Source organism: Pseudomonas sp. BJa5, assembly GCF_030272875.2.
GTDB lineage: Bacteria > Pseudomonadota > Gammaproteobacteria > Pseudomonadales > Pseudomonadaceae > Aquipseudomonas.
In genome coordinates, this window is the sequence record NZ_JALRNG020000024.1 from 78949 (window position 1) to 92056 (window position 13108).

Genomic DNA, 13108 nt, shown 5'->3' on the forward strand with positions numbered 1-13108 from the left:
GCCGCTCCCACAGCTGCAGTCAGGCGTTTTCAGCCATCGATTGCAGGGCGGCCTTGTAGATCGACTGGCGCGGTTGGGCGAACAGGCGCTTGAGCATCGGCTCGAACAAGCTCAGGGGCAGGTTGTCGTAGGCCGGATCGAACGCGGCGGCATCGTAGCGGGCGCAGAACTCGATGGTCTGCTGGTACTGCGGATGATCCTGGAACTGCTCGCGCAGGTGCCGATCCATGCCCAGGTGGTGGAAGAAGTAATAGCCCTGGAAGATCCCGTGCTTTTCCACCATCCACAGGTTTTCCGGGCTGACGAAGGGCTTGAGGATGGCGGCGGCGATGTCCGGGTGGTTGTAGCTGCCCAAGGTGTCGCCGATATCGTGCAGCAGCGCGCAGATCACGTATTCCTCGTCGCGCCCGTCGCGAAAGGCGCGAGTGGCGGTTTGCAGCGAGTGGCTCAGGCGGTCGATGGGAAAACCGCCGAAATCGCCGTCGAGCAGGCGCAGGTGTGCCAGGATGCGCTCGGCCAGCTGGCTGGCATAGGCCCTGAAATCACTGGCGATGATCGCCCAGTCCTGCTGGGTGCCATCTTGCATGTGGGTGAAACGAGCCTGCTGGTTCATCGGCGCTCCAGGGTTGCGATGGGCAAAACCACTGTAGCCTGACCGCCTGTCGGAACAGTGGCCGCTGAAGACGGCTTGCTGACCTTGTGGGCCGAAATCAGAAGGACACCTTGCCGCGCAGCATGTCGCGGTACATGGCGAAGTCGCCGATCAGGCTGTAGAGCGGATGCTTGAAGGTGGCCGGGCGGTTCTTCTCGAAAAAGAAGTGGCCGACCCAGGCAAAGCCGTAGCCGGCGAACGGCACCGCCAGCAGCAGGGCCCACTGGCCACTGCCCAGGGTGTAGGCGAGCAGGGCGATGACCAGGCTGGTGCCGACGAAGTGCAGGCGACGGCAGGTGGGGTGGCGGTGTTCTTCCAGGTAGAAGGGATAGAACTCGGCAAAACTGCGAAATTGCTGAGGACTGTTCACGACGCTGCTCCTGTGTCTGTCGGTGCTGACGAAGATACACGGCGTGGAGCCTGATCCGAGTCTAGAGTGACCGACACTGCAGGGCAGTGACAATAGGCGCCAATTGACTATCCTTTGAGTTCGCCGCAGGAGCGGACAGTTCGACTATAAGAAGCCAGCCATGAGCGAAAGAACCACGTCAGCAAGCTGGGCATCAGGGATCGTCAAGGCACTCGAGCTGGAAGGGCTGGATTGCCGTGCCATGTTCAAGCAGCTCGGCCTGGATTTCGCCGCGCTGGACGACCCTGATGCCCGCTTTACCCAGGATTCCATGACCCGCCTGTGGCAACTGGCGGTCGACCTGTCGGGCAACCAGGCCATCGGCCTGAACATGGCGCGGGTGGTGCGCCCGGCGTCCTTCCATGTGGTCGGCTATGCCTTGATGTCGAGCCGCACCCTGGCCGACGGTTTCGAGCGGTTGGTGCGCTACCAGCGCATCATCGCCGAAAGCTCGGACTTGAGTTTCCGTCTGGAACCGGACGGTTATGCCTTGATCCTGACGGTTCATGGCGACCACCTGCCACCGACCCGGCACAGCGCCGAAGCTTCGCTGGCCTGCGCCTTGTCGCTGTGCAGCTGGCTCAGCGGACGGGTGATCCAGCCCCGGCGGGTGTTGATCCAGGGGCCGCAACCGGCGGACATTACGCCCTACAAGACGGCTTTTCATGCACCGCTGGTGTTCGCTGCCCCCTATGATGCGCTGGTGTTCGAGCGTGCCGACATGGAGGCGCCGTTGCCCACGGCCAACGAGGCCATGGCCACCTTGCACGATCGCTTTGCCGGTGAGTACCTGGCGCGGTTTTCCGAAAGCCGGGTGACCCACCGTGCCCGCCAGGTGTTGTGCCGGATGTTGCCCCAGGGCGAACCCAAGCGCGAGACCGTGGCCCAGGCCCTGCACCTGTCCCAGCGCACCTTGCAGCGACGCCTGCAGGAAGAAGGCACCAGTTTCCAGACCCTGCTCGACGACACCCGTCGAGAACTGGCCGAGCAGTACCTGGCGCAACCGAACATGACCTTGCTGGAAACCGCCTACCTGCTGGGGTTTGCCGACCCGAGCAACTTCTTCCGGGCGTTTCGCCGCTGGTTCGACGTCACCCCCGGCGAGTACCGTTTGCGCCTGGGCGGGGGCGCTGTGGCCCCGGCGCCGGAGCGGCAAGGAATGACGGCCGGTCAGTGACGCCAGAACGCCGGCATGAACAGTACCAGCACGGTAATGATCTCCAGGCGGCCGAGCAGCATGCCGGCGGACAGGATCCACTTGGCCGCATCCGGCAGGCTGGCGAAGTTGCCGGCCGGGCCAATGGTTTCGCCCAGGCCCGGGCCGACGCCTGAAACGGTGCTGGCGGCGCCGGTCAGGGCAGTCATCCAGTCGACCCCGAGCAAGGACAGCAGCAGGGCGATCACGCAGATGGTGATGGCGAAGAAGAACGAAAAGGTCAGGATCGAGCGGACGATCTCTTCGTCCAGGCGGTGGCCGTTGTACTTCTGCTTGATCACCGCACGCGGGTGGATCAGCTGATTGAGGTTGGCCTTGAGCAGGATGTAGGCAACCTGGAAGCGGAAGGTCTTGATGCCGCCTGCGGTCGAGCCGGAGCAGCCGCCGACGAAGCCCAGGTAGAAGAACAGCATCAGCGAGAAGTTGCCCCACAGGCTGTAGTCGCCCAGGGCGAAGCCCGTGGTGGTGACCACCGAGGTCACGTTCAGCGCCACGTGGCGCAAGGCCTCCAGCCAGTGCAGATCGGTGGTGGCCCAGTACCAGGTGCCCAGCACCACCCAAGTCACCAGCAGCATCGCCAGCAGGCCCTGGACCTGCTGGTCCTTGATCAGCGCCTTGCGGTTGCCGCGCAGGGTGGAGACGTAGAGGGCGAAGGGCAGGCTGCCGAGGATCATCACCACAATCGCCACCCAGTGCACCGCTGGCTGCGGCCAGTGGGCCAGGGACTGGTCGGAGGTGGAGAAACCGCCGGTGGAAATTGCCGACATGGCGTGGTTGATGGCATCGAAGGTGCTCATGCCCGCCAGCCAGAAGGCCAGGCTGCCAATAGCTGTGATGCCGATGTACACCGCCACGATCGACTTGGCGACCATGTGCGAGCGGGGCATGACCTTCTCGGAGCGGTCCGAGGACTCGGTCTGGAACAGGCGCATGCCACCGATGCGCAGCAATGGCAGGATCGCCACGGCCATGGCGATAAAGCCGATACCGCCGAGCCAGTGCAGCAACGAGCGCCACATCAGGATGCCCGGCGACATGCTGTCCAGGCCGCTGAGCACCGTGGCGCCGGTGGCGGTGATGCCGGACATGCTTTCGAAGAAGGCGTCGGTGTAGCTGATGTGCTGGGTCAGCAGGAAGGGCAGGGCGGCGAAGACGCCCACCACCAGCCAGCTGCTGACCGTCAGCAGGTACATGTCACGCGGGCGCAAGTGCACGTGCTCGGGCTTGCCCTGGAGCACCAGGGCCAGGCCGGCGATGAAGGTGATCATGCTCGACCAGAGGAACGACGGCAGGTCGCCGGTGCGCTCGAAGATCACCAGGGTGGCCATGGGCACGACCATGCTGATCGCCAGGGTGATCAGGAAGATGCCGATGATGAAACCAATAGTCCTTAAAGTCGGCAACGCCATGTGATCTGCTCTGACTCGGTGCGGAAGGGCGCCATTCTACCTATGGACCTTTTTAAGTAAACGCTAGAATAGCTGCACATTTCTATTCAGGGGGTAGCCGATGGAGGCTCTCGACGCATTGCTCAACCGTGTTTCCGTACCACGCCTGGTGGAGCCAGCGCCCAATGCCGCGCAGCGCGAGGCTTTGTTCCAGGCCGCCTTGCGCGCCCCGGACCATGGCCAGTTGCGGCCCTGGCGGTTCCTGACCATCGAAGGTGCGGCACGGGAAAAACTCGGAGAACTGTTCGCCGAGGCGGTGCAGGCCAAAGGTGATGCCAACCAGGCAGCGCTGGACAAGGCCCGGGCCATGCCGTTGCGCGCGCCCTTGCTGGTGGTGGCGATCGCCCGTTTGCAGAATCACTTCAAGATTCCCCAGTCGGAGCAGCGTCTGTCGGCGGCCTGTGCGGCTCATGGCATTCTGTTGGCGGCCCATGCCCAGGGCGTGGGGGCGATGTGGCGTACCGGTGATCTTGCCTACGACAACCATGTGGCCAAGGGGCTGGAGCTGGCCGAGGGCGAGGAGATCATTGGCTTCCTCTACCTGGGTACCCCGCTCAGCGAGCCGCGCACCGCACCGGTGCTGGCGACCGCCGATTTTGTCAGGGCCTGGGGCGAGTAAGGTTTTGTAGCGGCTGTGCCGGCCTCATCGCCGGCTACGCCGGCTCCCACAGATCGGTGGCCGGCATTGGCTCTTGTGGGAGCTGGCAAAGCCTGCGATAGAGGCACCGCCTATCTAACGTCAGGCACTGCCCGGCCCGGCCAACGGCAATTCCAGGCGTGCCACGAATCCCCCTTCAGGGTGATTGGCCAGGCTCAAATTCCCCCCATGCCGTTCCGCCGCCTTGCGCGCAATCGCCAGGCCCAGGCCATGGCCAGCGGCGCTCTGGCCGGGGGCGCGGAAGAACGGCTCGCCCAACTGCGCCAGGTGCTCATCGGCCACCCCCGGGCCATGGTCACGGACGCTGAGCACGATTCGCTCGTTGTCGCGCACCCCGCTGACTTCGATGGGCTGCCCCGGCGGGTTGAAGCGCAGGGCGTTGCGCAGCAGGTTGTCCAGCGCCCGCTCGACCAGCGTCGGCCAGCCCTGCAGGCTCAGGCCGCTGTCGTGGCGCAACTGGATATCCTGTTCTGGTGCACTCAGTTGGGCATCCTTGTGCACGCTCTGCAGCAGCGCATCCAGGTCCACCGGTTCAGCCCGCGCCTGCTCGGCATCGACCCGGGCCAGCACCAGGATTTCGCTGATCAGCGCTTCCAGGCGGTCGCACTCACGGGTCAGGCGTGGCCACAGCGCCTGGCGTTGTTCAGGCCCGGCGCGCTCGGCCAGCGCCAGGGCAATGCGCAGGCGCGCCAGGGGCGAGCGCAATTCATGGGACACGTCGCGCAACAGCTGGCGCTGGCTGCCGATCAGGCTCTGCAGGCGAGCGCCCATGCGGTTGAAGTCATTGGCCAGCACGCCAAACTCATCGCGGCGAGCGGCCAGGCGCGCCAGGCTGTTCTGCTGGTAGGTGGTCTGGCCCAGGTCGTGTACCGCGCCACGCAAGCGGCTCAGTGGGCGGGTGATGGACAGGGTCACCAGCAGGCTGAACAGGGTCAGCACCACCAGGGCAATGCCTAAGGCACTCAGCGGCCAGAGCAGGCTGTCGCGGTGCCAGGCGTCCAGTTCCGGGTGTGGGATACGGTAGATCAGCAGGTAGGTTTCACCGCTCTCGGGGCTGGTGTATTCCTCGGTCAGCCGGCGCCACGGCAGGCGGCGGTCGTCGTTGTTGCGCCGCGCCTCGAATGCCGCCGCACGACGCGGAAAGGTGCCGGGCACCACGGCGTCGCCGCTGTCGTTGAGCACCTGCACGTCGATGTTGTAGTGGTGTTTGCGCCGTTCAAGAAAGTGCTGCGCGGCATCCGGACCTTCCTGTTCGTACCGCTGGGTCCACTTCTGCGCCAGGGTGTTGAGGCCCGGATGGCGGCTGAGGATCCAGGCGTCCTGGTTGAGCATGTGCGCGAGCAGGATCGACAGGCCGGCGACCAGGGCAATGGCCAGCCAGAAACTGGCCAGGATGCGCCAGAACAATGAACGCAAGGGAGGCTCCTTCAACGGCAAAAGCCCGGCCTGCCGGGAGGCAGGTCGGGCGGGTGGCTGACAGCTTACTGGGCCTTGGTGGCTTTTTCAGCCTTCCAGGCCTTGAACTCGTTCCATTCGGCGCTGCGTGCATCCTGCTCTTTCTTCAGCTCGTCGAACTTCTTCTGCTGGTCGGGCTTGAGCAGGGCACGGATGTCGGCCTGGGTCTTGTCCTTCTTGGCCTTCAGCTCGTCCTTCAGGGCCTTCTGGTCGGCTGCCGGGAGTTTTTCCAGGTAGCGCTGGGTGATTTCATGACGGCTCTTCATCTGCTCGCCCATCAGCGTGCGGATCTGCTGGCGCTGTTCGCGGGTCAGGTCCAGCTGGGCGAAAGGCGCTCCACCGCGGTGGTGATCGCCATGGCGCGAGCCGTCTTCTGGCATGGCCATGGCGACGGTCGGCAGTGCGGCAGCGAACATCAGGGCGATAAGGGTCTTGCGCATGGTGTCTCTCCTTTCAGGGGCCGGTGATTACCGGATGTGCCCAGTCTAGGGAGATCAAGGTCAACGGCGGTCAGGCAAGCGTAAAGCTTGAGTAAAGATGCCCGCCCGCATTACTGACATTACCGGCTGTAGTAATAGCCGCGGCTGCGCAGGGCGACGATGCGCGGACGGCCATCGGGGTGCGGGCCGATCTTCTTGCGCAGGTTGCTGACGTGCATGTCCAGGCTACGGTCGTACAGGGTCAGCTTGCGGCCCAGGGCGATCTGCGCCAGTTCCTGTTTGTCCAGCGGCTCGCCCGGCTGGCGTAGCAAGGCTTCGAGGATGCGGCTTTCGGAGAGGGTCAGGGTCAGCTCGTGCTGGTCGATGCTGACCACGCCACGCGCCGGGCTGAAGCACAGGTCGCCGATTTCCAGTTGGCTGGGCGGGGTGCTGGGGTGGCTGCGGCGCAGCACGGCGCGCAGGCGGGCGGTCAGTTCACGCGGGTCGCAGGGTTTGGCCAGGTAATCGTCGGCGCCCAGTTCCAGGCCGAGGATGCGGTCCAGCGGCTCGCCACGGGCCGAGAGCATCAGCACCGGCAAGTCGGCATGTTCGCTGCGCAGTTGCTTGAGCAGCTCCAGGCCGCTGCCGTCGGGCAGCATCACGTCCAGCACCACGGCGGCCGGAGCCTGCGTGGCCAGGGCCTTGCGCGCGCTCTGGCCATCGTGGCAGGCACGCACCACAAAGCCCTCCTGGGTCAGCCAGCTGCCCAGCAGCTCGCAGAGTTCCTCGTCATCATCAATCAGTAACAGCTCGCTCATGACTCACTCAATTCAACCATTGCCGACGCTTTCTGTGTCCGCCGCTGGCAAAGATACCGCAGAGTGCGGCCAACAGGGCAACTGCGCCGCCAATCAGGAACCATTGCTGCTGGTCGGTAATCAGTCGGGCCGGGGCGCTGGCCTGCAGTTCCTTGATGGCCAGCTTCAGGCGCTGGTTCTCCTGGCGCAGGCGGGTCAGTTGGGCGCTTTCGCGTTCGCTGTCGGCGTTGTGCAATTGCTCGGTCAGCGCTTCGCGCAGGCGCTCGCTTTCCTTCAGGCGCTGCTGCAACTCGGTGATCTGGCTACCGGCACTGAGCGACAGCGGGGTGCTGGCGGTGGCCTCTTCTGCCAAGGCTTGCGGGCTCAGCAGCAACAGGCACAGCAACAGGGACAACGGACCTAGACGCATGGGAACTCCTGATTCTTGTCGATTCAGCAGGTTGTCGGCTGGCAGACGAGAATAATGAGCAATTGCGCAGGTAAAGGGCGGGAACGGTGCGCCCGGCGGCGCACCGTGTGCAGCGGATCAGGGCAGGACTTGCTTGAACGGCTTGACCACGACCTTGTCGTAGACACCGGCGGCGATGTACGGATCGGCATCGGCCCAGGCCTGGGCCGCGGCCAGGGAGTCGAACTCGGCGACGATCAGGCTGCCGCTGAAACCGGCGGCGCCCGGGTCGTTGCTGTCGATGGCCGGATGCGGGCCGGCCAGCACTACGCGACCTTCGGCCTTGAGTTGTTGCAGGCGTTCGATGTGCGCCGGACGGGCGGCCAGGCGTTTTTCCAGGGAGTCGGCAACGTCGCTGGCGATGATGGCGTAGAGCATGTCAATCCTCTTGCTTCGGGGTTGAAGGCGGCGTGGTGGGGTCGCTGTCGTGCAGGTGGCGGGACAGGTAAACGCCCTGGGCCACCAGGAACAATACGGTCATGCCCAGGCTGCCGAACACCTTGAAGTCGACCCAGATGTCCTGGAAGGTGAAGGCCACGAACAGGTTGGCCGCGCCGCAGAACAGGAAAAAGCCGATCCAGGCCAGGTTCAGGCGGGTCCAGACGCCGTCCGGCAGGCTGACGGCATGGCCCATGATGCGCTTGATCAACACCCGGTCGCCGACGAAGTGGCTGCCGGCAAAGGCCAGGGCGAACAGCCAGTTGACCACCGGGGCCTTCCACTTGAGGAAGGTTTCGCTGTGGAAGGTCAGGGTCAGGCCACCGAACACCAGGCAGGCGACCAGGGTCAGCCATTGGCCTTTCTCCAGCTTGCGCTGGCGGATGAACAGGGCGCCATAGACCACCAGGGAACTGAGGATCAGCATGGCCGTGGCGCTGTAGATACCGCCCAGCTCGACGCTGTGGCCGGCGAATTCGACGGCACGCGGGTCAAGCTTGTAGACGATGAAGAACAGGAACAGCGGGATGAAATCGATGAATTGTTTCACAGTGGCAGCCAGAAGCAGGATGTGACGGCATAATAACAAACATCAAAGACAGCGAAAGCGCCACCTATGAATGTTGATCTGCACTGCCACAGTACCGCCTCCGACGGCGCCCTGACGCCGACGGTACTGGTCGCCCGGGCCCATGAGCACGGCGTGCGGATGCTCTCCCTGACAGACCACGACACCCTCGACGGCCAGCTCGAGGCGCGCGCCGCCACCCAGGCCCTGGGCATGCAGTGGGTCAGCGGGGTGGAATTGTCGTGCACCTGGGGCGGCGCGACCATCCATGTCCTGGGCTACAACTTCGCCCTCGACGCCGCCCCGTTGCTGGAGGCGATCGAGGCGTTGCACCGCGGCCGCTGGCTGCGCGCCGAAGAAATCGACCGACGGTTGGGCCTCAAGGGCATGCCCGGCGCACTGGATGGCGCACGGGCCATCCAGCAGGAGCTGGGCGACAGCGGCAATGCCCCGGCACGCCCGCATTTTGCCGAGTACCTGGTACGCGCAGGCCACGTCCGAGACCGCGCCGAGGCATTTCGCAAGTGGTTGGGCGCCGGCAAGCTGGGGGACGTCAAACTGCACTGGCCGAGCCTGGACGACACCGTGCAGACCCTGCGCAATGCCGGTGCCTGGGTGAGCCTGGCCCACCCGATGCACTATGAATTAACACGCAGCAAGCGCCGCCGGCTGATTGCCGACTATATTCAAGCAGGCGGCCAGGCACTGGAAGTGGTCAATGGGATGATGCCGGCCGAGCAGGTGGGGACTATGTCCATCCTCGCCCGTGAGTTCGGTCTGCTGGCCAGCGCCGGCAGTGATTTCCATGGCCCAGGCACCTGGGGTGAGATCGGTGCCTACCGGCCATTGCCGGAGGACCTGCCACCGCTGTGGCGTCGATTCAAACATGAGCAGCCTATCGCGGCCGTCTGAACAGGAAGATAGTGTGAGTCAATTTTTCCAGATTCATGGGGAGAACCCGCAGCCGCGCCTGATCAAACAGGCCGTCGACATCATCCGCAAGGGCGGGGTGGTGGTCTATCCCACCGACTCGGCCTACGCCATGGGCTGCCAGATCGGTGACAAGAATGCCGTGGAGCGGGTTCGCCGCCTGCGCCAGCTGGACAAGACCCACAACTTCACCTTGATGTGCTGCGACATGTCGCAGCTGGGCCTGTTCGCCAAGATCGATACCGGCATTTTCCGCATTCTCAAGGCCCATGTACCCGGCCCCTACACCTTCATCCTCAACGGCACCCGCGAAGTACCGCGGCTGCTGCTGCACGAGAAGCGCCGCACCATCGGCCTGCGTGTACCGCAGAACCCCATCCTGCTGGCGCTGCTGGAGGAACTGGGCGAACCCTTGATGAGCGTCAGCCTGATCCTGCCGGGCGACGAGGAGCCGATGACCGATCCCTACGAGATCCGCCAGCGCCTCGAACACCATGTCGACCTGATCATCGATGGTGGGTTTGGCGACCTCAAGGCGTCCACCGTGATCGACCTGACCGGCGACGAGCCGGAAGTGATCCGCGTCGGTTGCGGCGACCCGGCACCGTTCATGGTCGAAGCGTGAGCCAGGCACCGACCGCCGAGCCGAGCATCGACCCGCAAGCAGGCGCCCAGCAGGAGCTGCCGCTGGTGCTGGTCTACGGCCAGGCCCTGACCGAGATGCCGGTGGACCTGTATATCCCGCCGGATGCCCTGGAAGTGTTTCTGGAGGCCTTCGAAGGCCCGTTGGACTTGCTGCTGTACCTGATCCGCAAGCAGAACGTCGACATCCTCGATATCCCCGTGGCGGAAATCACCCGCCAGTACATGGGCTATGTCGAACTGATGAAGACCGTGCGCCTGGAACTGGCCGCCGAGTACCTGGTGATGGCGGCGATGCTGGCCGAGATCAAGTCGCGCATGCTCCTGCCGCGTTCGACCGAGGTCGAGGAAGAAGAGGGCGACCCGCGCGCCGAACTGATCCGCCGGCTGCAGGAATACGAGCGCTTCAAGGCGGCGGCCGAAGGCATCGATGGCTTGAGCCGGGTTGGCCGCGAGGTCGTGGTACCGCGTCTGGATGCGCCCCAGGCCAAGGTGCGCAAGTTGTTGCCGGAGGTCAGCCTGGAAGAGCTGCTGGTGTCCATGGCTGAGGTGATGCGCCGTGGCGACCTGTTCGAAAGCCACCAGGTCAGCCGCGAGGCGCTGTCGACCCGCGAGCGCATGAGCGAAGTGCTCGAACGCCTCAAGGGCGGTGGTTTCGTGCCTTTCGTCGAGCTGTTCAGCGCCGAGGAAGGCAAGCTCGGCGTAGTGGTGACCTTCATGGCCATTCTCGAACTGGTGAAGGAATCCCTGATCGAACTGGTGCAGAATGAACCCTTTGCGCCGATCCACGTCCGCGCCCGCGTCGAGTGACCAAGCAACGCCATGAACCTGACAGACCCGCGCGACCTGGCGCCCCTGCTCGAAGCCTTTCTCCTGGCCTCGGGTAAACCGCAATCGCTGGAACGGCTCTACGAGCTGTTCGAGGAAGCCGAACGCCCGGAACCTGCGGTGTTCAAGAAAGCCCTGGAAGTGCTGCGCAAGTCTTGCAACGGTCGCGCCTTCGAGCTCAAGGAGGTGGCGTCCGGCTACCGCTTGCAGATCCGCGAGGACTACGCCCCCTGGGTCGGGCGTTTGTGGGAAGAACGCCCGCAGCGTTACTCCCGTGCCCTGCTGGAGACCATGGCGCTGATCGCCTACCGTCAGCCCATCACCCGTGGCGAAATCGAAGACGTGCGCGGCGTTGCGGTCAACAGCAACATCATCAAGACCCTGCTCGAGCGCGAGTGGATCCGCATCGTCGGCTACCGGGAAGTGCCGGGCAAACCGGCGATGTTCGCCACCACCAAGGCGTTCCTCGACCATTTCAACCTGAAGAACCTCGACGAGCTGCCACCGCTGGCCGAGTTGCGCGAAATGGAGCCCGAACCTGCACCTGTGCTGGACCTCGACGACGCGCCGGTGCCCGCCCACCTGCAGGCCCTGGCCGACGCCAGTGCCGAGCCTGAGCCTGCGCCGGAGGAAACCAGCTTTCGCACCCTGCTGACCGAGCTGGATGCCATGGAAGAAGGGCTCAAGACCGATTTCGACGACCTGCTCGACGAGTCGTCGGTCGAAGACGCCGCCGAGCCGCTGGAGACCGAACCCGAGACGCCGCGCGAGTAACGTCGGCCTTCGGGCGGAAAGTCCCGGCAACTTTGCCGAAATCGACTAGTCTCAGGTGCGCTTCGGTCGCGATCAGCGTATGATTTGCGACCCTTTTTGGCGCGAGTGCGCCAAGCCAGTTTTCCATTCCTACACCGGGAGGTGCCCAGATGAGTGATAAAGACCTGCAAGAAACCCAGCCACTGCCGCCATCAGGCGAGAAGCTGCAAAAAGTGCTCGCGCGTATCGGCGTGGGCTCGCGCCGCGATGTCGAGGCCTGGATCAGCCAGGGCCGGATCAAGGTCAACGGCGTCGATGCCACCCTCGGCCAGCGTGTCGACCTGCATGACGCGATTTCCGTCGATGGCCGCCTGATCAAGCGTGAAGAGTCTGCCGAGACCGTGCGCCGGGTGATCATGTACAACAAGCCCGACGGCGAGATCTGCACCCGTGACGACCCTGAAGGCCGTCCGACCGTGTTCGATCGCCTGCCACGGCCGAAAGAAGGCCGCTGGATCAACATCGGCCGCCTGGACATCAACACCACTGGCCTGCTGATGTTCACCACCGACGGTGAGCTGGCCAACCGCCTGATGCACCCGTCCTACGAGATGGACCGCGAGTACGCCGTGCGCGTGCGTGGTGAAGTCGACGAAGACATGATCGCCCGCCTCAAGGCCGGTGTCGTGCTCGAGGACGGCCCTGCGCGCTTTACCGACATCCAGGAAGCACCAGGCGGTGAAGGCTTCAACCATTGGTACCACTGCGTGGTGATGGAAGGTCGCAACCGTGAAGTACGTCGCCTGTGGGAATCCCAGGGCCTGGTGGTCAGCCGCCTGAAGCGCGTGCGTTTCGGTCCGGTGTTCCTCAACTCCGACCTGCCGATGGGCCGCTGGCGCGAAATGAGCCAGCAGGAAGTGGACATCCTGGCGGCCGAAGTGGGCCTGACCCCGGTAGCCATGCCGGTGCTCAACCACAAGTCCAAGGACAAGCTGGAGCGCCTGCAGCGCAAGTCCACTCGTCCGCTGGGCCGTGGCGAGCGCGTGCGCACGCTGCGTCCGGCCAAGGATGCCGGTGCCGCCGAGGCGCCTGCCCGCCAGCCGCGTGGCGAAGCGCCGCGTAAAGACGCAGGGCGTGGCGAGGCACCACGCAAGGACAGTGGGCGGGGTCGTAGCACCGTCGCCGAACGTCCGAGCGAAGTGAACAAGCGTGGTACTCCGGTTGCCAAGCGACCAGGCAGCTCGCGCAAGCCTCGTCCTTAAGCGGTCAAGGCAGGAGAAAGGCCAACCTTCGGGTTGGCCTTTTTTTTGGGGGTGGGTGCCGGGGCTTTGAGCTTATCCATTCATTGCGGCGACGCTGCCGGCCCCTTCCGCCCTTACGGCGGCCTACTTTTCTCTTGGGAAAAGTAGGCAAAACCGCTCGCTCC

The 13108-nt window shown here is 64.4% G+C and carries 15 protein-coding genes and 1 pseudogene; 7 read left to right on the forward strand and 9 right to left on the reverse strand.

The annotated features are described in order from the left end of the window. Positions 1 to 19: 19 nt before the first annotated feature. Both M2D63_RS15185 and M2D63_RS15190 read right to left on the reverse strand, forming a co-directional pair. Complete coding sequence (locus tag M2D63_RS15185) at positions 20 to 613, reverse strand: HD domain-containing protein (RefSeq protein ID WP_285863759.1); 594 nt, start codon at positions 611 to 613, stop codon at positions 20 to 22. Positions 614 to 710: 97 nt separating this feature from the next. Next, the gene (locus tag M2D63_RS15190; protein WP_285863760.1) at positions 711 to 1022 is read right to left on the reverse strand and encodes a DUF962 domain-containing protein; all 312 of its coding nucleotides are present in this window, start codon (positions 1020 to 1022) and stop codon (positions 711 to 713) included. 160 nt (positions 1023 to 1182) lie between these two features. On the opposite strand from M2D63_RS15190, the gene M2D63_RS15195 reads away from it, so the two are divergent. Continuing rightward, positions 1183 to 2238 carry an AraC family transcriptional regulator gene (locus M2D63_RS15195; RefSeq protein WP_285863761.1) on the forward strand — a complete coding sequence of 352 codons (1056 nt, stop codon included), beginning with the start codon at positions 1183 to 1185 and terminating at the stop codon, positions 2236 to 2238. Here M2D63_RS15195 and M2D63_RS15200 read toward each other — a convergent pair. Beyond that, on the reverse strand, positions 2232 to 3686 hold the full coding sequence (locus tag M2D63_RS15200; RefSeq protein WP_285863762.1) for a TrkH family potassium uptake protein: 1455 nt from the start codon (positions 3684 to 3686) through the stop codon (positions 2232 to 2234). The genes M2D63_RS15195 and M2D63_RS15200 overlap by 7 nt on opposite strands. Positions 3687 to 3786: 100 nt before the next feature. Here M2D63_RS15200 and M2D63_RS15205 point away from each other — a divergent pair, with 100 nt between their 5' ends. After that, positions 3787 to 4344 carry a nitroreductase family protein gene (locus M2D63_RS15205; RefSeq protein WP_285863764.1) on the forward strand — a complete coding sequence of 186 codons (558 nt, stop codon included), beginning with the start codon at positions 3787 to 3789 and terminating at the stop codon, positions 4342 to 4344. 120 nt (positions 4345 to 4464) lie between these two features. Here M2D63_RS15205 and M2D63_RS15210 read toward each other — a convergent pair whose 3' ends face one another. The 6 genes from M2D63_RS15210 to M2D63_RS15235 form a co-directional block, all read right to left on the reverse strand. After that, complete coding sequence (locus M2D63_RS15210) at positions 4465 to 5799, reverse strand: HAMP domain-containing sensor histidine kinase (RefSeq protein ID WP_285863765.1); 1335 nt, start codon at positions 5797 to 5799, stop codon at positions 4465 to 4467. 65 nt (positions 5800 to 5864) lie between these two features. Beyond that, positions 5865 to 6278, reverse strand: coding sequence for a Spy/CpxP family protein refolding chaperone (locus M2D63_RS15215; RefSeq protein ID WP_285863767.1), 414 nt, complete (start codon positions 6276 to 6278; stop codon positions 5865 to 5867). A 119-nt stretch (positions 6279 to 6397) separates the two neighbouring features. Continuing rightward, positions 6398 to 7075 carry a response regulator transcription factor gene (locus M2D63_RS15220; protein ID WP_285863768.1) on the reverse strand — a complete coding sequence of 226 codons (678 nt, stop codon included), beginning with the start codon at positions 7073 to 7075 and terminating at the stop codon, positions 6398 to 6400. Between the two features lie 7 nt (positions 7076 to 7082). Further along, the gene (locus M2D63_RS15225) at positions 7083 to 7484 is read right to left on the reverse strand and encodes a translation initiation factor 2 (protein ID WP_285863769.1); all 402 of its coding nucleotides are present in this window, start codon (positions 7482 to 7484) and stop codon (positions 7083 to 7085) included. A 117-nt stretch (positions 7485 to 7601) separates the two neighbouring features. Further along, positions 7602 to 7901, reverse strand: a complete 300-nt coding sequence (locus tag M2D63_RS15230) for a YciI family protein (RefSeq protein WP_285863770.1) — start codon at positions 7899 to 7901, stop codon at positions 7602 to 7604. A 1-nt stretch (position 7902) separates the two neighbouring features. Next, complete coding sequence (locus tag M2D63_RS15235; protein ID WP_285863771.1) at positions 7903 to 8511, reverse strand: septation protein A; 609 nt, start codon at positions 8509 to 8511, stop codon at positions 7903 to 7905. 66 nt (positions 8512 to 8577) lie between these two features. On the opposite strand from M2D63_RS15235, the gene M2D63_RS15240 reads away from it, so the two are divergent. From M2D63_RS15240 to rluB, 5 genes and pseudogenes are all read left to right on the forward strand, one after another. Then, positions 8578 to 9441: a PHP domain-containing protein gene (locus tag M2D63_RS15240; RefSeq protein WP_285863772.1), complete on the forward strand. Its 864-nt coding sequence runs from the start codon at positions 8578 to 8580 to the stop codon at positions 9439 to 9441. Between the two features lie 13 nt (positions 9442 to 9454). Beyond that, positions 9455 to 10084: an L-threonylcarbamoyladenylate synthase gene (locus M2D63_RS15245; protein WP_285863773.1), complete on the forward strand. Its 630-nt coding sequence runs from the start codon at positions 9455 to 9457 to the stop codon at positions 10082 to 10084. 128 nt (positions 10085 to 10212) lie between these two features. Then, entirely contained in the window at positions 10213 to 10911 is a 699-nt protein-coding gene (locus M2D63_RS15250) for a ScpA family protein (protein WP_285863777.1), read from the forward strand. A gap of 12 nt (positions 10912 to 10923) precedes the next feature. Then, a pseudogene (scpB, locus tag M2D63_RS15255) lies at positions 10924 to 11700 on the forward strand (SMC-Scp complex subunit ScpB); the annotation flags it as partial. A gap of 152 nt (positions 11701 to 11852) precedes the next feature. Next, a complete protein-coding gene (gene rluB / locus M2D63_RS15260) occupies positions 11853 to 12944 on the forward strand; it encodes a 23S rRNA pseudouridine(2605) synthase RluB (RefSeq protein ID WP_285863775.1) in 1092 nt (363 codons plus the stop codon). Positions 12945 to 13108 lie beyond the last annotated feature (164 nt).